Source organism: Chthoniobacterales bacterium (genome assembly GCA_039930045.1).
Lineage (GTDB): Bacteria > Verrucomicrobiota > Verrucomicrobiia > Chthoniobacterales > DASVRZ01 > DASVRZ01.
In genome coordinates this window covers 131,758-151,371 of sequence record JBDSQB010000005.1, presented here as the reverse complement: position 1 = coordinate 151,371, position 19,614 = coordinate 131,758, and the positions used below count along the sequence as shown (strand labels likewise).

The 19,614-nt window shown below is 59.3% G+C and carries 13 protein-coding genes and 1 tRNA gene; 10 read left to right on the top strand and 4 right to left on the bottom strand.

Annotated features, from left to right (window positions below):
- Nucleotides 1–14: 14 nt before the first annotated feature.
- On the bottom strand, nt 15–2,534 hold the full coding sequence (hrpB, locus tag ABIT76_05155) for an ATP-dependent helicase HrpB (protein ID MEO7932528.1): 2,520 nt from the start codon (nt 2,532–2,534) through the stop codon (nt 15–17).
- 69 nt (nt 2,535–2,603) lie between these two features.
- Here hrpB and ABIT76_05150 point away from each other — a divergent pair, with 69 nt between their 5' ends.
- Nucleotides 2,604–4,109: a nitrilase-related carbon-nitrogen hydrolase gene (locus tag ABIT76_05150; GenBank protein MEO7932527.1), complete on the top strand. Its 1,506-nt coding sequence runs from the start codon at nt 2,604–2,606 to the stop codon at nt 4,107–4,109.
- A gap of 374 nt (nt 4,110–4,483) precedes the next feature.
- On the opposite strand, the gene ABIT76_05145 is transcribed toward ABIT76_05150, so the two are convergent.
- On the bottom strand, nt 4,484–6,202 hold the full coding sequence (locus ABIT76_05145; GenBank protein ID MEO7932526.1) for an ATP-binding protein: 1,719 nt from the start codon (nt 6,200–6,202) through the stop codon (nt 4,484–4,486).
- Nucleotides 6,189–7,709: an ATPase domain-containing protein gene (locus tag ABIT76_05140; protein MEO7932525.1), complete on the bottom strand. Its 1,521-nt coding sequence runs from the start codon at nt 7,707–7,709 to the stop codon at nt 6,189–6,191. Before ABIT76_05140 ends, ABIT76_05145 begins: the two co-directional genes overlap by 14 nt.
- Nucleotides 7,710–7,884: 175 nt before the next feature.
- On the opposite strand from ABIT76_05140, the gene ABIT76_05135 reads away from it, so the two are divergent.
- The 3 genes from ABIT76_05135 to ABIT76_05125 all read left to right on the top strand — a co-directional run bounded on the left by ABIT76_05135 (nt 7,885) and on the right by ABIT76_05125 (nt 13,329).
- Nucleotides 7,885–11,424: a DUF1800 family protein gene (locus tag ABIT76_05135; protein MEO7932524.1), complete on the top strand. Its 3,540-nt coding sequence runs from the start codon at nt 7,885–7,887 to the stop codon at nt 11,422–11,424.
- A 5-nt stretch (nt 11,425–11,429) separates the two neighbouring features.
- Complete coding sequence (locus ABIT76_05130; protein MEO7932523.1) at nt 11,430–12,692, top strand: DUF1501 domain-containing protein; 1,263 nt, start codon at nt 11,430–11,432, stop codon at nt 12,690–12,692.
- Between the two features lie 187 nt (nt 12,693–12,879).
- A complete protein-coding gene (locus tag ABIT76_05125; protein MEO7932522.1) occupies nt 12,880–13,329 on the top strand; it encodes a hypothetical protein in 450 nt (149 codons plus the stop codon).
- Nucleotides 13,330–13,377: 48 nt separating this feature from the next.
- Here the strand turns inward: ABIT76_05125 and ABIT76_05120 are convergent.
- A tRNA-Met gene (locus ABIT76_05120) sits at nt 13,378–13,452 on the bottom strand.
- Nucleotides 13,453–13,548: 96 nt separating this feature from the next.
- Here ABIT76_05120 and ABIT76_05115 point away from each other — a divergent pair.
- The 6 genes from ABIT76_05115 to ABIT76_05090 all read left to right on the top strand — a co-directional run bounded on the left by ABIT76_05115 (nt 13,549) and on the right by ABIT76_05090 (nt 19,606).
- Nucleotides 13,549–14,691: a glycosyltransferase family 4 protein gene (locus tag ABIT76_05115; GenBank protein ID MEO7932521.1), complete on the top strand. Its 1,143-nt coding sequence runs from the start codon at nt 13,549–13,551 to the stop codon at nt 14,689–14,691.
- The gene (gene glgB / locus ABIT76_05110) at nt 14,688–16,874 is read left to right on the top strand and encodes a 1,4-alpha-glucan branching protein GlgB (protein ID MEO7932520.1); all 2,187 of its coding nucleotides are present in this window, start codon (nt 14,688–14,690) and stop codon (nt 16,872–16,874) included. The genes ABIT76_05115 and glgB overlap by 4 nt, the downstream gene beginning before the upstream one ends.
- 96 nt (nt 16,875–16,970) lie before the next feature.
- Nucleotides 16,971–17,687: a type II secretion system protein gene (locus ABIT76_05105; GenBank protein MEO7932519.1), complete on the top strand. Its 717-nt coding sequence runs from the start codon at nt 16,971–16,973 to the stop codon at nt 17,685–17,687.
- Nucleotides 17,688–17,773: 86 nt separating this feature from the next.
- The gene (locus ABIT76_05100; protein MEO7932518.1) at nt 17,774–18,436 is read left to right on the top strand and encodes a MotA/TolQ/ExbB proton channel family protein; all 663 of its coding nucleotides are present in this window, start codon (nt 17,774–17,776) and stop codon (nt 18,434–18,436) included.
- Nucleotides 18,437–18,459: 23 nt separating this feature from the next.
- Nucleotides 18,460–18,867 carry a biopolymer transporter ExbD gene (locus ABIT76_05095; GenBank protein ID MEO7932517.1) on the top strand — a complete coding sequence of 136 codons (408 nt, stop codon included), beginning with the start codon at nt 18,460–18,462 and terminating at the stop codon, nt 18,865–18,867.
- 13 nt (nt 18,868–18,880) lie between these two features.
- Nucleotides 18,881–19,606: a hypothetical protein gene (locus ABIT76_05090; GenBank protein MEO7932516.1), complete on the top strand. Its 726-nt coding sequence runs from the start codon at nt 18,881–18,883 to the stop codon at nt 19,604–19,606.
- Nucleotides 19,607–19,614: the final 8 nt, after the last annotated feature.

Genomic DNA, 19,614 nt, shown 5'->3' with positions numbered 1-19,614 from the left:
TATCTAACTCCGCTCTAGCGCCATTCGTGACGTGGATATTTCCGCTGCAACTGCTGCTTCAGCAGAGGATAACTTTCCTTCCAAAACGTCGTCAGGCTCTGTGTCACCTGCACCGGTCGATGGTTCGGAGCCAACACCTGGATCAACACCGGAACGCGTCCCATGCAAATGGTTAGATCGCGCTCCACACCAAACAAATCCTGGATGCGCGCTGCCAAAGTCGGCGGCCCTGTTTCTGCATACACCAGCTTGATCGCACGTGGCTTGGCCAGACCCGGTAGCTCAATTTTTTCCGGCGCGTGGGTGTCGAGCCAGTCGAGTTGAACTCGACTCAGCCAGCTTTTCACCGTCGGCCAAACCGACTTTTCCTTGATCTCCTTGTAACCCACCGCGCCGAGGCAGAGTTGCTCGATCAACGTCGTGCGATCTTCCAAAGTCAGCGCCGGCAAAGCCAATTCCGGAGCCCATTCGGCAAGGCGATTCAGGCGAATGATCCATTGCTCGACGGTGTGATCCCAGTTTTCCAGCACGAGCCGGCCAGCGACGACTTCCTCGGCCAGCACCCGCGCAGCCTCACCCGGAGGCGGTGGACTGGCCTTGGGTTTTTCCAAGGTGAGATCGCGAAAACGGCGGCTCGTCTCGGCGATCACGCGGCGTTGAGTAGGGTCGAATCGAACCGAAGTCGATTCTGAAAAATCCGCAGGAAACATCTCGCGCAACCAGTCTTCCTGAATTGCCGTCGCCAAGGTTAGGAGCGTGTTCAACTCCTTGTCGCGGCCTTCGATTTCGCGAATTTCGCCGATGACTAACAACGGATGTTTTTGCACCACGCTGTCTCGTGCTAGTACTCCGCGACGCGCGTGAACCAGTTCGCACTGGAGTGTGCCGCTATCCATCCGCCGCGCGACTTGATCGGAGAAGCCTGCTAACAAACATTTCGCCAGTGCCTCGCCGTTCATCGGAGTTTCAGTAATATCTAACTTCTCATCCGCTGCGATGCGCAGAAACTGATCGAAGAGTTGCTGAATCTGACGCGCAGTCGCGTAATGAATGCCGAGCTGCTTGCTGCGATCCGGCCCTGCCTTCACCGCGTAACGCCAGGCGCGAATGGCTAGAAAGAAATCCGACTCCGCCTCAGAGCCGAGAATGTCATCGCGCAAATCATCCATCTTGCGGCCCTGGCTGCGCAGCAAGATTCCCCTGCCCTGCGTCATTGCTGCTAACAACGCGCAACCGCGCACACAGCCGAGTTCCTGCGCCATCAAAAACATCCGGGCGTAACGCGGATGCACCGGAAACGCCAGCATCCGGCGGCCGAGTGGCGTGATCATTTCGTGGTCCACCGCGCCGAGATCGACCAGCAAATTCTCCGCGCGCTGCAACCCTTTCGCCTCGGGTTTTTCCAGCCAGCGGAAGTCGTGGACATTTCTAACATCGCCCGCCTTGAGTGTTAGAACGACCTCGCTGAGATCAAGCCTTTTCACCTCTGGCAAATCTTGCGGCGCGCGCAGCGAGTGCTCGTGCGCCGTCCACAAACGCAGGCAGCGTCCGGGGGCGGTGCGACCAGCACGACCGGCGCGCTGGTCGGCGGAGGAGCGGGAAATTTTTTCGACTAACAACGTGTTGATCCCACGCTGCGGATCGAATTTCGCGACACGAGCCAGACCCGAATCCACCACGATGGTGATGCCGTCGATGGTTAGGGAAGTCTCCGCGACGTTAGTAGAGACGACGACTTTCCTAACATCGTGCTTGCTCACCGCCGCGTCCTGATCCGCCGCGGGCAGCTCGCCATGCAGCGGCAAGACTAACACTCCCCGGCTCGTCCGCCGGATCGCCTCGATCGTGCGCTGAATCTCGTAAGCACCGGGCATGAAAACGAGCGCATCGCCCGGTGTTTTTCCTAACAATCGATCCAGCTCATCGGCGGCCAGATCCCAGATCGGGTATTCGGGGCCGACCGGTTTGTCGAGGTATTCGATCTCCACCGGATGCATTCTACCCTCCGATGTTAGCACGGTGCAGGGAGCCAGATAATCCTCTAACTTAACTGTGTCCAAAGTCGCCGACATCACGACGATGACGAGGTCGGGCCGCGTCGTGTCCTGCAAATCGAGCGCGCGCGCCAGCGTGATGTCGCCGTAAAGATGGCGCTCGTGAAATTCGTCGAAAACCACCACCTGCACTCCGCTCAAACTCGGATCATGGATCATTTGCCGCAGAAGAATCCCCTCCGTCACGAAACGGATCTTCGTCGCGGCGGACGTGCGATTTTCCAGCCGGATTTGATAACCCACCAGCCCGCCGGTTTTTTCGCCCATCTCGTGCGCGACACGATCCGCCAGCATCCGGGCGGCGAGACGGCGCGGTTGCAGGAGCACGATCTGACCGGTTTGAGTGAGACCCGACTGGTGCAGAATCTGCGGAATCTGGGTCGATTTTCCCGAGCCTGTCGGAGCCTGCACGAGCAAGCGCGCCTTGGGCCGCCGGGCAGCAGCGGCGATGGCGGCGGAGATTTCGTAAATGGGCAGCATGGGGAGCCGATCTTCCGGCGAATGACCGGCAATTGCAAATTGGGAAGCGGCCATTAGCATCGAACTCCCATGAAACTTTTCCTCCGCAACTCCTGGCCGTGGCTGGCGGCGATTTTCAGCGGGATCATGCTCACCTTCAGCTTCGCGCCGTATGAGCAGGACTGGCTGGTATGGCTGGCACTCATTCCCCTGCTTTGCGCGGCGTGGTTTGGGAAATTATCTGGCTCCAAACGCTTCCTGGTCGGCTGGCTCGGCGGCGTCTTCTTCTTCGGCATGACCTTCTTCTGGCTGGGAAAAGTCACCGCAGCGGGCTGGTTCGGCCTCACCGTTTACCTTGCCATCTACCCCGCGATCTGGACCTGGCTGGCGGGGTTGCCAGCGTGCCGCATTCCGCTCTCGAAGCTCGTGCCCGGCCAATCCCCGTGGCGTCGATCTATCACCAGTCTCGCCGTCGCGATCACCCTCGCCTCGGCTTGGGCTTTGTTGGAATGGCTGCGCGGCTGCCTCTTTGGCGGCATGACCTGGAACGGCCTCGGAGTCGCGCTCCATACCAATATCCCGTTTCTCCAGCTCGCCTCCGTGGGCGGAGTTCCATTCCTCTCGTGGCTCATCGTTTTTAGCAACGTCATCGTCGTCACCACCATCTCGCGCCTCATCGCCGAGGCGGGCCGGCTGACCTTCGCCTCGCGCTCTGATTTCACCTTCGGCCTCGCGCTCGTCCTCGGGTCGTTTGGCTATGGCGTGAGCCTTTCCTTCGATCACACCAACGACCGCGAGATCAAAGTTTCCCTCGTCCAGGCGGCGACGGCCAAGGACCCACTCCGCGAATACATGCACCTCAGCACCCTCGCGCTTCTGCAAAATCCCGACCTCATCGTCTGGCCCGAATCCGCCCCCGGCGCTCCCCTCCTCGACTCGCTCCCGGTCCTGAAAAAGCTCGCAGTCGAGTTCGATCTCGATCTGGAAAACGTCCCTGTGTGGTTCATCACCGGCAGTCAGGAACATTCGCCCGACGGCTCCTACAACAGCGCCTTTGCCTTCCCGCCCGGCTGGCGGGGGATGCAGACCTATCGGAAACGCCACTTGCTCCCCTTCTACGAGAGCGATTTCTCCCGAGGAACCTCCTCCGCGCCGCTCTGGCTGATCGGCAGCGACACCCGGCTCGGCTCGCTCATTTGCGTCGAGGACACCCTCCCCTCGCTCGCCCGCGACAACGCAGCCGCCGGAGCCAACATCCTGCTCAATCTCACCGACGACAGCCTCTTCGCCGACCCCGTGGTCGAGCGCCAGCACTTCCAGAACGCCCTCTTTCGCGCCCCCGAGACCGGCCTGCCCCTCATCCGTTGCGCGCACACCGGAGTCACCGCCTTCATCGACCGCCAGGGCCGCGTCCTGCAACAACTCGAGCCCGGCCACCCCGGCATCCTCACCGGCAAAATCGCCTTCCGCGCCCACCCGGCCCCGACCTTTTTTCAACAATGGGGAACCCTTTTCCCCATCGGCTGGGCCGCCTGGGTGCTGGGCCGCTGGCTCACCGGTGGTCGATGCGCTAGGCGAGTGCACCCCGGACGGTGATTTCGTTGCAACTCCCCTCTTCCCAAGCACTTGCGCCAAATTGGTCATCCGAACGGAAAACGTGTTTTGGGGGGTGAGGAACGTGTCTGCGGGGTCGGGGAACGTGTGGAGGGGCCGGAAAAACGTGTCCGTGCCATCAGGGACTGTGTCTTTGCCCATGCGCAACGTGTCTACGGGCTTGAGCACCGTGTCCATCGGCTCGGGAAACCTGTCTTGGCCGCCGGGTAACGTGTCCGGGAGCTGGAGCACCGTGGATTCGCCCTCAGGAACCATGTCTCCGGCTCGGGGAAACATCTTTTTGCTCGCGCTAAACCACTTTGCGCTGCCGGGCATACGTTCCGCCGTAACTCGGGACGGGACTGCCATATCACCCGTTAATCCGCAGCACAGGTGAGGCTGGCGAGGAGGTCGAGGAGGCGGGCGGCGTCGATGGGTTTGGTGAGGTGGTCGTTGAAACCGGCTTGCTCGGCTTGCTCCCGGTCCTCGGCGCGGGCGTAGGCGGTGACGGCCACCGCCGGGACGACGCCGCCGTGTTCGACGGGCAGGGCGCGCACCCGGCGGATGAGCGAGTAGCCGTTTTCCCCAGGCATGCCGATGTCGCTGACGAGGATGTCGGGCGGGCCGGATTGAAACGCGGCAAAGGCATCCGCCGCTGAGGAGGCGGTGGTGACTTGCGCGCCGCTTTCCTGGAGGAACCGGCGCATCATAGAGAGTGTGTCGGGTTCATCATCGACGACCAAAACGTGGATGCCGTCGAGGCGCGGGGCGGACTTCCATGGCTCCCGGGCGTCGGGTGGGACGCCGGCGGGATCGAGGGTGGGCAGGAGTTCGGGCGTGGTGAGCGGGGTCTGACTCGACTTGTGGCTGACGGGCAGGGTGACGATGAAGGTGGAGCCGCAGCCGAGGCCGGCGCTCTCGGCCCGCACCTGGCCGCCGTGGAGTTCGATGAGGTTTTTGACAATGGCGAGGCCGAGGCCGAGGCCGCCGTGTTTGCGGGTGCTGCTGGCGTTGGCCTGGCGGAAGCGGTCGAAGACGAGGGGCAAAAACTCGGGTTCGATTCCCATGCCGGAGTCGCGGATGCTGACTTCCACCGCAGCCTCGAGTTGCCGCAGGTTCACGCGGACGGAGCCGCCGGGCGGGGTGAATTTGATGGCGTTGGTGAGCAGGTTGTAAAAGACCTGCTGCAATCGATTCGGGTCGCCGCAGAATGCGCCGAGCGAGGGATCAATGGCGACTTCGAGTGCAATCTCGCGGGCGTCGGCTCCGGGTCGCACGGTTTTCACCGCCGACTCGATGAGCGCGCCGAGGTGGATGCCGACGACTTCGAGGTTGATCTTGCCCGAAATGATCCGGCTCATGTCGAGCAGGTCGTCGATGATGACGGCTTGCGCGCGGGCGTTGCGCTCGATGATTTCCAGGCCCTGCTCGAGTTCCATGCGATCCTCGGGGACGCCGCGCAGGATGGAGGTCCAGCCGAGGATGGCGTTGAGCGGGGTGCGCAATTCGTGGCTGAGGGTGGCGAGAAACTCGTCCTTCATGCGATTGGCCTTTTCGGCCTCGGTGCGCGCGGCGCGTTCGCTGGAAAGGACGGCCTCGCGCTCGCGAATGAGGTCGCGCACTTCGTATTGGCGGCGGCGGGCGCGCAAGGCGACTTCCATAATGCTGCGCAGGGTGATGACGCGCAGGGGGCGCTCGAGCAGGGTGATATTTCCATGCGGGGCGAACCGCTGGAGCAGGCTCGGACTCAACTCACTGGTGATGCGGCCCTGGGTGAGAATGACGACGGGCAGATCGGACCACGCGGGCTGGCTTTCGAGATACCCGGTGAAGCGCGCAACCTCGCTGGTGAGGAGCGATTCCTCGGCAATGAGCACCGCGCCGCAGTCGTCGCCGGCGTTCGACAGGCGGTCGATGATGTCGGGCAGATCGCGGCAGATGCGGGTGCTGAACCCGGCTTGAGCCAGTGCGGCGCTGGCCAGCTCCGCATCGCGTCCCAGCGGGGCGAGGACGAAGATGCATTCGTCGCCGGGTGGCCCGGCCGAGGCATCTGGGGACAGATGCCCGCCACGGTCGCTCGCGTTAGAGAGGTCCATGCGGGTGCTGGCTTGGCGTCGGGGCATCGCCCTGCCCCTGGAAAGTGGGGATGCCGGAGAGGACGCCATGGAATGCATTGAGCGGTGCGCCGACCTGAATGCCGTCGGGGGTGATCGCAAACTCGCGGATCGTTCGCTCGTGGTCGCCGCTGCGTTTCTTGATCACGGAAATGGCTTTTTTCACCGTGCCCTCGGCCTCGAAGTAGCGCAGGATGACAACGGTGTCGGCCAGGTAGGTGATGTCCACGGGCGATTGCATGGCGGCGCCGATGAGGCCGTTTTGCGCGAGGATGAGAATGGTGACGATCCCCCGCTGCGCCAGATAACTGAGCAACTCGTGCATCTGCACGGCGAGGAAAGATTCCTCGGGCATGGAATTGAGGTAGCCGTTGAGGCTGTCGATGATGACTACGCGGGCCTGCTTTTCCTCGACGGCGGCGCGAATGCAGTTGGCAAATTCCCCCGGAGACAGCTCGGCGGGGTTGATCTGTATGGCGTTGATCCGGCCAGCGTCGATCTGACGGCTAACCCCAAGTCCGATGGAGTCGCCCCGGTGGATGTAGGTCTCCACTTTTTCGTCGAAAGTGAAGACGATGGAGTTTTCCCCGCGCTCCGCAGCCGCCACGGCAAACTGCGCGCCGAGGGTCGATTTGCCGGTTCCGGGCGGTCCCATAAAGAGGGTGCTCGTGCCGCGATCGAGGCCGCCGCCGAGGAGCTGATCGAGCTCCGGGATGCCGCCCGAGGCTGCGCCGCTGGGGAAGACTCCCTGTTTTTCCGCCGCTGTGAGCCGAGGATAGACCACAAGTCCGCCCTGCCTGATGACGTAATCGTGGTAGCCGCCGCTGAAGACGGCCCCGCGCACTTTCACGACGGAAATGCGCCGGCGCGACTCGCCGTATTCGGGGGCCATCTGCTCGAGTTTGATCACACCGTGGGCGATGCTTTGCACCTCGCGATCGGAGGTTTCGCTGGTGCGGTCGTCCATCACGAGCACGGTGCATTTGCGGCCACTAAAGAATTGCTTCAAGGCCAGCAACTGCCGGCGGTAGCGCAACGGATTTTGCGCGAGCAGCCGCAACTCGGAGAGCGAGTCGAAGATCACGCGCCCCGGATTGACCTCCACCACGCGCTCCATGAGGATCTGCGCTAGCTGGTTCAACTCGACTTCCGCCGGATAAAAAAGCGTGTTCTGCGCCTCCGCGAAGAGCGTTTCCTCAAGTGCCGACAACTCCAAAATCGAGATTTGAGTTAGATCCCATTCATGCGATTTGGCGACTTCGACCAGTTCGTCGTGCGTCTCGGAAAGCGTGATGTAGAGTCCCTTGTCCCCGCCCTTGACGCCCTCCAGAAGGAAGTTGAGCCCGAGCGTGGTTTTGCCCACACCGGGATCGCCCTGCACGAGGTAAAAGCGGTGGAGCGGCAGTCCGCCCCGGAGGATTTGGTCGAGCCCCTCGATTCCGGTGGAGCAGACGTTGGCATTTTTGACTTCAGTCGATGATGCAGGCATGGATTTGATGCGGCTAAAAGAGTGGGAATGATTTTATATTTTTCGGAAAGACGGGGCAAATTGCGTGCATATTTCAGCCAGACCCCGGCTTCCGGCGCGGTCGTGTTTTTACAGGTTGGACGCGGATTGCTAACATTGTAAATTGCCCTGTTTCCTTCCCCTCCTCTCGCCCGTCATGAAAGGCTTTTGCCATTTTCTTCTGCTGCTTTTGCTGGCCAGCGAAGCGCGCGCGGTGGCTCCGGCCATGCGAGTTCGATTCCCCTCACCCACGATTCAAGTCGAGGCCGGGCGGACCAAGATGATCGCCTTTCAACGCTCCGGCACCGACCTCGCCCCAGCCGAGTTGCAACCGATTGTCACGCCCGCCGATCAGGTTGAAGTCGTCCTGCCAGGGAAAATTCTCGATCAACAGCCCGTCGGCTATCTCCGCATTCGCGCGCTCAAGCCGGGCCGCGCCACCCTGAAAATGGGCGGCGCATCGCTGGCCTTGGAAATCACCCCGGAGACCACGCCCAAACTCGTCCTGGAACCCCGGATCGTCGCGCCGCTCGCGGGAGCGGCCGTGTGGGGTCAGGTCGCGGTGACGGCGGATTGTTTCGTGCCCGATGGAACGGAAGCGACCGCCGTGTTGCGGCTGGCAAATGGCACGGAGGTATTTCCCGAGCCACTGGCCGCCGTGCCGAAAGGACCGGGGCGGCATTTTGTTTTCTCAGTCGATACCACTCGCATGAGTTCCGGCGAGACCGATCTGAATCTCGAAGTGGTGGTGAAAGGTTCCGCTCCCATCGCTGCGGAGCCGGTGCGCGTGCGGGTGATTGCACCCAAAGTCGAGGAACTAATCGCCGGCGAATGCGAGGATACGATCAACACACCGCGCACGGAAAAATACGGTTTGAAAACTCCTGTCGTCGGCAAGGACGACTCCGCTTCCAGTGGCGCGTGTGTGCGCAATACCAGTCCCGAGCCAGTCTGGCTGACTTCCATCGATATCAAGGAAGCGGGCGAATATCAGATGATGGTCGTTGCCCGTGGCGATGCGGCGGTCGGTGCATATCCGACGATGACGTTGCGACTCGACGACCTCCCGAAACCGGTCACCAACGGACGCGTGAGCGATCACATCTGGCGTCGTGCGCCGCTCGGATTGCCGGTGCATCTGGACGTGGGTTCGCACATCGTCGGCGTGCGTTTTCAGAATGATTTCAGCAACGGCAAAGTGGATCGCAACCTGTATCTGGATCGCTACGAATTTGCCAAAGTCAGCGCAGGTCCCGCCGTTGCCGGGGAAGGCGATGCGCCAATGATGATGATGGCCCCAATGATGTCCGATGCAGCGACGCCAGTTCGCGTGGGCGCGAGTGGATTCAAGGTGAATTTCTCAAGTATTTTCGACGGACGCAGCGTGGCGGGTCCGGTGACGTTGAAGGCGCAATGCCGCATGGACGATCCCGCAGCCACGCGTTTCCCGGAGATTGGGCTTTGGGTGAATAAAACGAAAGTCGCCTCGGAAAGTGGGCCGTCGCTGGTTTACACAATCGATCCCGGAATGCTGAATCCGGGCCAGAATACAGTGCAACTCCGCTCACAGGACGCCGTCGGAGCCTGGGTCGAATCGGCCCCGCAGACTCTCGTTCTCGATGGCCCAAAACCGCCGACCACGCGGCGGGTGGAATATTTTACGATGTTCGATCCTGGTTGGGATGGCGAAATGGCGAAACGCTACGAGAAAGAGGGCAAGCGTCTCGCCGATTCGGCGGCATGGTTTACGAATGGCGAATCCGTCCTGCGCCTGCCGGAAACGCTGACGGGAAATTTCCAACTCTCGTTGCTGGCGAAGGGCCAGTTTTACAAAGTTCTGCCGATGGCCGAGGTCGCGCTGCGAGTCAATGGAAAGGAAACCGCCGTCCTCCAGAGTGAAATCAAACCCGAATGGAGCGAGGTGCGCGCGGGCAATTTCTCGCTGCCTACCGGTCCCAAGGAACTCGTCGTGCGCTTCATAAACGACGAATCCGATGGCCGCAAAAATGACCGCAATTTCTGGCTGCGCGCCATCAAACTCACAGAGTCAACCACTCCGCAAAAAGCCAGCGTCGCCCTCAAATACTGGCCGCAAAATCAGGCTGCCGGCCTCTCCGACGCGGTCGTCGCGCAGTTCTCCGCGCCCGATGGATTGGCCACGGCGGACCTCGTGATCGACGACATTCCGCAGAATCTGGCGACCGATATTTCCGATGGCCTGAATCCGGTCTTACTCCCTTTACTGACGCGTTCGCTGAAGCCGGGGAGCCATCGTTTGCAGGTCGTCGCCTTCGATGCGGATGGCAAAAAGACGGCCTCCACAACGAAGGAAATTTTCGTCAGCGCCAAACGCGAACCCGCCACTGGAAATTATGCCAAAGCCGTCGCGCTCTTGGATCGTCTGGGCTTCGGAGCATCGCCTGCCGATCTGCTGCCGTTGCTCACTCAAGGTCCGGCCCAATGGCTCGCTTCCGCCCTCGCTCCCGACGCCAATCAGCGCGCCATCGTGCGTTCCGCGATCAATCAACGTTTCGCGGGTGAAGACGCCAGCAACAATCTCGTGCGCCAGGTTCTCTACGAAGCAGTGGTCGATCCAAATCCGGTCCGCGACCGATTCGTTCTCTGGACGGAGAACCATTTTTCCACCTGGATCGAGAAGACTGGGCGTGAGAAAAAACGTCGCGAGCACGAGGCCTTTGCTCGCATCGGAGTCGCATCGTTTTCTGATTTGCTGCTCACTTCGGCGATGAGCCCGGCGATGCTGCTCTATCTCGATCAGCAGCGGAGTTTTGCCGGTCGGCTCAATGAAAATTATGCCCGCGAAATCATGGAACTTCACACGCTCGGGGTTAAAGGTGGCTACACCCAATCCGATGTCACGGCGCTTGCGGGCCTGCTCACCGGCTGGAGCATGGCCGAGCAAGGCGACCTCGAAGGCACCGGCGGCGACCTCGTCGGTGAGTTTCGATACGACCCGGATTTGAATGCCGGGGCTCCCACGCAGATTCTCGGTCTAGAGTTTCCCAAGGCCGCGCCCGAGGAGCGTTTTGCCCGCGTCGAGATGGCGCTCGACATGCTGGCTTCGTATCCGAGCACCGGTGAATTTATCTCGCGCAAACTGGCCGAGCATTATGTTTCCGATCCGGCTCCCGCCTCACTCGTTCAGAAAATGGGACTGGTCTATTTGAAGACCGGCGGCGACATGAAGGCGCTGATGACTGCGATGGTGCAGAGCCCGGAATTTGCCGCTGCGCCCCGGCGGATTGCAACTCCGCTGGATTTTTCATTGCGCATGGCCCGAGCCGTTCGGCTGGAGGAAACGAGCCCGATTGCTGACTTTTTGCGCCGCAGCGGGATGGGGCTTTTCGATCACTCGACACCGGACGGCTATTCGGCGGCCGACTCGGATTACGTGAGTTCCAATGCATTGATGCAGCGTTGGAGATTGGGTCAAAAAATCGAGGGTCCACTCCTTTCCGTGATTCCAAAAACGTGGCGCGATGAAAAGAAACTCACCCCCGAGCAAACCCAGCGAATGCTCGATTTCACCGCCACCCGGCTTCTCGGTGCCTGCCTCAGCGAAACCTCCAACCAAGCCGCCATAGAGCTGCTCGCCAAAACCGAACCGACCGGCGACGCGCGTTCCCGCTTGATCGTTAATTTTCTCTGCCAAACCCCCGAAGCCGGACTCCGCTAACTACCATGAATATCTCACGCCGTTTTTTCCTGAAATCCACTGGTGCTCTCGCCCTTTACTGCGGCATTTCACCGGGCAACATTCTCGGCAGCAACGCGCCAGCTATCGTGACCCAGGGAAAAACTTTGGTCGTCATTTTTCTGCGCGGCGGCATGGACGGGCTGAATTTTCTCGTGCCGTTTGCCGATCCTGGTTACGCCGCCATTCGCAAAAGCATCGGGATCAAAGCTCCCGGAACCGAGGGTGGCGCGCTCGACATCGACGGATTTTTTGGGCTGCATCCGAAGGCGGCGGCGCTGCTGCCATTCTTCAAAGACGGCACGGCGATGGGACTCCACGCGGTCGGTTATGCGCTGAATACGCGCTCGCATTTCGAGGAGCAGGACGTCTGGGAAACGGGGGTCATCGGCAACACAGTCAGTTCCGATGGCTGGCTGAATCGCCACTTGCTCACCTCGACGGGACATGGCCCGGTGCGGGCGGTTTCCATCGGCGATAATCTCCCAAGGATTCTTCGCGGCAAAGCTCCGGCGTTTGCGCTGGAAGGGATTTCTGATCTATCGTTTCCGTCCTCGAAACAGAGTGACGACGCCTCTATTTCCGCCGCCTTGGAACACGCGTATTGCGTCGAGCCGCGCCAGGAAAAAAACGCCGCCCGCGACCTTCTCGCCGAGACCGCGCAGACGACGCTCGACGGGATGCATCAGATCCAGCGCGCCACTGCTGGCGTTTATACGCCAGGCGCTGAATACCCGAAAACGACCATTGGCAAACGTCTCGCAGAAGCCGCGCGGCTGATCAAATGCGGACTCGGAGTCGAAGTCGTCGAGATCGATTACGGCGGCTGGGACACGCATCAAAATCAGGGAAACGTCGAGGGCGCGTTTGGCAATCTCGTCGGCGGATTGTCCGACGCCATCGCGGCATTTACGAAGGATCTCGGCTCGAAAATGAACGACACATTGCTCCTCACGATCAGCGACTTTGGCCGCACCGCCGCTGAAAACGGCACTGCCGGCACCGACCACGGCTGGGCCAATTGCATGTTGGCCGTGGGTGGCGATCTCTCCAATCGAGCAGGCAAATCCAGCCCGGTTCTTTCCCAATGGCCGGGGCTCGCGAAGGACCAGCTCCACCAAGGGCGGGACCTTTTGCACACGACGGATTTCCGCGATGTGCTCGGCGAAGTGGTCACCGCACATCTCGGCAATGCCCGCTTGAAGACGGTTCTTCCTGGACACGAATTCAAGCCGGTCGGGCTAGTGTAAAAACTGGCCCGGCTAATCCATTTTCGCACCGGAAGCGAGAGGCTCGACCAAATCCTTTTAAGAAGGAATCCACCGATTGACGCCGCCAGTCTTCTCCTCTTTACTGCGAACATCGATGTGGCGACGGGTCCTGTTTTTTTGTTGGCTGGCAATGCTGGGCGGGATCGTAAATCTCCCGGCTGCGGAGGTGCGTCCTCCCTTTGGACTCGCCTGGGGCGAGACGCCCGATCATCTCTCGACGCTGCTCCAGGGTGCCGGCGCGAAGATTGTGAGCAAGGGCAAATCCGGCGAGCGCGATGTCTGGACGGTGGAGGGCTTGCTCCAGCCACGACTGAAGCGGACGCTGTTTTATTTCCAGTCGGCCACGCTCGCGGAGGTGGAATTGCAATACGAGGACGCCACTTGGGACGTGGCCCATTACGATACATTTCTCGGCGAGGTGCGGACGAAGATCGAGCAGCTCTACGGTCCTGGCACGCTCATCGCGCGCCAGAAAGCCCCCACGGGCGACGTCACGGAGACGGTCGTTGGCTACCAATGGAAACTCGACAGCGGCTCGATGCAGCTCTTCTATTTCTCAGCCGAGCGCGGCGCGGATGTCTTTCGCAACGTCAGCGTCCATTACAAAGCTCAATAGTCGCGGCAGGTTAGCAGAATTACGCGACCGCGACTGCCGAAAACCCGCTGGTGCCAGGGGGGAGAATTGAACTCCCGACCAAGGGCTTATGAGTCCCCTGCTCTACCACTGAGCTACCCTGGCGTTGGGCTGAAAAGCGGAGTGCGATAATAACCAAAGATTCCGCAGAATCAAGTGGGTTGTCGGCGCACGGTGATTTGTGCCAGACTCGATGGACGGATGAAAATTGGCCTGCTGCATTATTCGATGCCCCCGGCGATTGGCGGCGTCGAGCGCATCGTTGCGGCGCACACGAGACTCTTCCGCATTGACGGACACGAGGTCATCCTGCTTTGCGATGGGAGTCAGGGCGAAATGGCAGCCGAGTTCCCGTGGCTCGCGGTGCCGGGGTTTCAAAACACAGGCGAGTTCCATTCGAATCGGGACGCTTTTGTGAGTTTCATTCAACTCCAAAAACTCGGTTTTCTCATCGTCCACAACGTCCTCACCATGCCGTTCTGCCCGGCGGCGACAGCGGCGTGTCACGTGCTGGCCGCGAGCGCGTTGCCCGTCATTTCCTGGGTTCACGATCTGGCGGCGGTGAATCCTTATTACGTCGTCCCGGAAAACGACCTCCTGCGCCAGCATCCGACGGGAGCCCACGTCGTCGCCATTTCCCCGGAACGCGCCATCGCTTACCAGAAACTCACCGGCCACGCGTCCGTAACGGTGGTTCCCAACGGCATCGACAACGTCGGCGAACTCGCGGGCGCGCTTCTGGAGAATCGACCAAAACTGCGGGCTGCATTGCCGGGCGCGTTCCCAGTTTTGTTTCATCCGACGCGATTGCTGCGCCGCAAAAACATCGGGCTCGGCATTCAAGTTGCATCCGAATTGAAGCGGCTCGGATTCACCCCCCGCCTGCTCATTTCCGGCGCGGCGGAGTCATTTTCCGGGGATCAGGCGGCGTATCGCAAAGAACTCGACGCGCTCGTGGCCGAGTTAGATTTGAATGAGGAAATCCACTTTCTTGCCGACGAAAGGCCCGTCGCTGAGTCCGATCTCACTCCGCTCTATGCCATCGCCGACGCCTTGTTTTTCCCCAGCGAACAGGAGGGTTTCGGCCTGCCCATGCTGGAGGCGGGCTTGCGCGGGCTCCCCATTTTCGCCTCCGCCACCCAGCCGCTGGCGCATCTCGCCACAGAAAACGGCATTGTCTTCGATCTCGCTACATCGCCCATTGAAATTACGCGGAAAATCAGCCATTTTTTCTCCAGCTCCCCAAGTTCGCACGTCCGGCAGCTCATCCGGCGCGATTTCGATTGGCAGGCCATCCATCAAAAGCACATTCTACCACTATTGCATCGTCCCCAAACCCCATGAATTCCACACTCGCTGATCACGACCTTCGTTTGCTCCTCTCCGCTACCCACCAAGACCCGTTTTCGGCGCTGGGGCCGCAAAAAGTCGGGAGTCAGAATGTGATCCGCGTCTTCCGGCCCGATGCAAAAGCCGTCTCAATTCTCGACGTAACGGGTGCAGTCATTGCCGAGGCTCCGCAGGTGAACGATCAGGGCTTCTTCGAGGCCAGCGTGGGCGCGAAACCAGTTCGCTACCGGCTGCAAATCACTCCCTGGCACGGCGACGTTTTCGTAATCGACGATCCATTTTCCTTCGGTCGCGTCCTGGGCGAGTTGGATACGCATCTCTTCGCCGAGGGGAATCATTATCAGATCTACAAAAAACTCGGGGCGCATCTTCGCACCATCGACGGCGTCGAGGGCGTCGCCTTCGCCGTCTGGGCACCCAACGCGCAGCGCGTGAGCGTCGTCGGGGAATTTAACGGCTGGGACGGGCGCGTGCATCCGATGCGGAAATTGCTCGAGGCCGGAATCTGGGAAATTTTCATCCCGAATGTTGGCGAGGGCTGTCATTACAAATTTGAGGTGCGCGGCGCCCACGGCACCATCCAGTTGAAGAGCGATCCGTTTGCCTTTTATGGCCAGCACAGTGAAAAAACGGCGTCGATGGTGTTCGATCTCAATCGTTACACTTGGGCCGATGCGGATTGGATGACCGCTCGTGCGCAGACGAATTGGCAGAACAAGCCGGTAAGCATTTACGAGGTGCATCTCGGCTCCTGGCAGCGCGTCTGGGAGGAGGACAACCGGCCTCTGAGCTATCGCGAACTGGCGGATCGCCTGCTCGGTTACGTGCTCGAAATGGGTTACACTCATATCGAGCTCATGCCCGTGGCGGAACATCCCTTCGACGGATCGTGGGGGTATCAGGTCACGGGTTATTACGCGATCACCAGCCGCTTTGGGAACCCGGATGAGTTCCGTTATTTCGTGGATCGCTGCCACCAAGCCGGCGTGGGCATCATCCTCGACTGGGTGCCAGGGCATTTCCCGAAAGATGCGCATGGACTGGCCAATTTCGATGGAACTGCGCTCTTCGAGCACTCCGATCCGCGCCAGGGCGAGCACCGCGACTGGGGGACTTTGATTTTTAACTACGGACGCAATGAGGTGAGAAATTTCCTCATCGGCAACGCGTTATTCCTGCTGGAGGAGTACCATATCGATGGCCTGCGAGTCGATGCCGTGGCGTCGATGCTGTATCTGGATTACTCCCGAGAAGCTAACGAATGGGTGCCGAATGTCCACGGCGGTCGCGAAAATCTGGAGGCAATCCATTTTCTGAAGCGCTTCAACGAGGTCTGCTACGCGCAGCATCCCGGCATCATGACCATGGCCGAGGAATCGACTTCCTGGCCCGGTGTGTCGCGTCCGACTTACCTCGGCGGCCTCGGTTTCGGCTTCAAATGGAACATGGGCTGGATGCACGATTTCCTCTCCTACATGGAAAAGGAACCCGTTTATCGGCGGCATCATCAGGGCGACATCACATTCTCGATGATCTATGCGTTTCACGAGCATTTCGTGCTGGTGCTGAGCCATGACGAAGTGGTGCACGGGAAAGGATCGCTCATTCAAAAAATGCCGGGCGACATGTGGCAGAAATTTGCCAACCTGCGCCTCTTTTACGGCTGGATGTATGCGCATCCGGGAAAGAAACTGCTCTTCCAAGGCCAGGAATTCGGACAGTGGGGTGAATGGAATTACGCAAAAAGCCTCGACTGGCATCTTTGCGAGTTCCCATTGCACGACGGCTTGAAGCGGCTCGTGCAGCATCTGAATCATCTCTACAAAACCGAGCCCGCGCTGTCAGAAATCGACGACAGCTACGAGGGCTTCGACTGGATCGACTTCCATGACGCTGACAACAGTGTCATCGCTTTCCTCCGCCGCGATCGCACTGGCGGGCTGCTCATTTTCGTGATCAATGCAACACCGGTTCCCCGCGAGGGCTACCGAGTAGGCGTGCCCCAAGCTGGCTTCTATGAGGAAATTCTCAATACCGACGCCGAGACTTACGGCGGCAGCAACATCGGCAACTACGGCGGAGTCCCGAGCCATCTCTGGCCATGGCAGGGCCGGGAACACAGCTTGCAAATCAACCTGCCGCCGCTCGCCACTGTTGGCTTCCGGCTGAAGAAGTAAGTGCCAAAGCAGTAGCCAAGAACAGTTTACGGCCAATCTTTCTTTGACATCTGGACCGCAGAATAATAGCGTCACCCTGTTCCCTATCTACCAACCATGAAAAAGACCCTATCCAGAAACGCATTTACCCTCGTGGAATTGCTTGTTGTTATCACCATCATTGGAATTCTTGCCGGCATCGCCCTGCCCGTTTTCCAGAAAGTTCAGGTCAATGCTGAACAAACCAAAGTGCTTTCCAATGCCAAGCAAATCGGTCTCGGCTTAAAGCTGTATGCCGGTGACTTTGATGGAACTTTTCCCAAATTTAGCACCTACACGGCCACGAGTGGTGCCTTTGATACAGGCGAAATCATTGATTCAAATGCTGCCTTTAAGCAATTGATCCCGCAGTATGTGCCGTCTGAAAAGATTTTTGCAGTCAAGAAATCAGCTTGGTCACCCAATAGTCCTGATGAAAATATTGGCACGACTCCCGGTGACGCAGCCCGCCTGGCAAAGGGCGAAAACAGCATGGCTTACGTCACAAATCTGACAGATACATCCAACGGTTCTTTTCCTTTAGTGGCAGACGGTTTTTCTGATGCTGTTGGAATATATTCTGCTCAACAAACTGAAAAAGGCGGCGTATGGGAAGGCAAAAAGGCGATTGTTATTCGTGTCGACCAAAGCGGCAAAGTAGAAACCGTGCGCTCTACCGATTTCAAGGTGTATGGTCCGGTAGGAACAGCAGGCGGAGCGACAGGCGACATTTTCGCCACATCATCGACTTGGCTATCGGCCACTCAATTACCAGTTAATCCGCTGGCACCCTAACTGATAATATTCTCAACAAGGCACCGGAGAAATCCGGTGCCTTTTTTGTTTTTACACCGCATCTGACTTGGCGTAATTAAAGAGCCATGATCGAGTTGATGCAAAGAGGTGGCGTGTTGATGTGGGTGATCGTATTTTGCAGTGTTCTGGCCACAGGCATTTTTCTGGAGCGCTTCTTTTTTTTCCATCGGAGTTTCATTGAAGTCTCGGAATTTCTTAATGGCCTCGCCAGCCTGATCCGACGCAAAAACTTCGCCGAAGCGCGTCATGAATGCGCCGTGACTCACGTCCCCGTCGCGCGTGTCCTGCATGCCGCCATCCTGCGTCACAACAGTTCGCGCGCCGACCTCAAGGAGATCGTCCAGGAAGCAGGCCAGTTGGAAGTGCCTCTGCTGGAGAAACATCTGCCCGCGCTTTCCACGATCACCTTCATCACGCCAATGATCGGTTTTTTGGGAACAGTCACCGGATTGCTCCAAGCTTTTTCCACGATTTCTTCGAACAACGGCTACGCCTCCGCGATCGATATTTCGGGAGCGATTTATCAAAGCCTGCTCACCACGGCAGCCGGAATCGCCGTCGCCATCCCGGCCTTTGTCGGACACCAATATTTGTCCGCTCGAGTGGACCGTCTGATGCACGACATGGAACGCGCTGGCATCGAAATCGTGAATCTGCTCACCGACCCGACGCATCTGAAAACGGACATTATCAGCTTCGAAGAGCAGACAAAAAAACTCGGTCTCTAAACTCCGCTGCCGGGCCTTAGTTTATGCGCCTCACTCGCACCCACAGGACTTCGCCGTTCCTCTTCCAGATCATTCCGCTGCTCGACATCTTGTTTGCGGTCCTCGTTTTTTTCGTCCTCACGGCCACCTTCGTCTCGCAACCCGGGATAACTGTGGAACTCCCGACCTCGAATTTCACGGTCGAACCGGCCCTCCACAACCAGATCATCAGCATCGTCGGAAACAACATCTTCTTCCGCGATCAACTCGTTTCCCAAGCTCAATTGGACACCTTGCTCAGCAACAAAAAAGACACTCCCTCCGCCACCCTGATCGTGAAAGCGGATCGCGCGGTGCCCTACGAACGAGTCATGACCGTCACCAATCTGGCTCTGGAGCGCGGCTATCGCGTCGTCATGGCTGGTGGAATGATGAAGCCAGCCACGCATTGATCGACGCAACGCCATGAAGTGGCAGCCCATTTTTTCCACTCCCCGGCTGCGCGCGCAAGACTGGGTGCTGCCCAGCATGATTCTGGGTGCGGTTTTTATCCACGGAATGGCTTTCTACCTCGTCCAAGCCTCCGTCCCCGAGCCGGAAAAAAAGCTCATTGCCAGTGCGCGGCTGACCGTTCTCGATCCCAATAACTCTCGCGATCTGCCTGTGCTCGAGTGGATCGAAAACCACGATCCCGCCGCCATCGCTTTTCAAAGCGAGTCGCCGCAGCCGCCGCACCTTTTCGACACCCCGCCTTATCAGCCAAGTTACGAAAAAGTCCTGCCCGAGCCGCTGCCTGTCCTTCGAGAAACCAATTCGCTGCATCACCAGTCGTTTTTTCCGCCGGGACCGGTGCCGGACTTCCAGTCGAATGTGGGAACCGTGACGAAAAAAGTGGCGATCCTCACTTCCAAAGTCGTCCCGTCACCCTCCATCGAACTCGATTTTTCAAGGCCATTTTCCCCACCCGCGATCAACGGCGAACTCCCCACGCCTGCGCAATTTCTCATCACCAGTGCCGGGCCATATGGCGAAAAAGCCTTTTTCCTGCTCCAGTCATCGGGGCACGACGAGTTGGATAGTTATGCGCGCCAGTGGCTGATGGCTTCGCAAGTCGCGCTGAAAAACAGCCAGACCAGCGGCTGGGTTCAAATCCATTGGGGCGGTGAAATCTGGAAAAAAGCCGCGCCATGATTCGCATC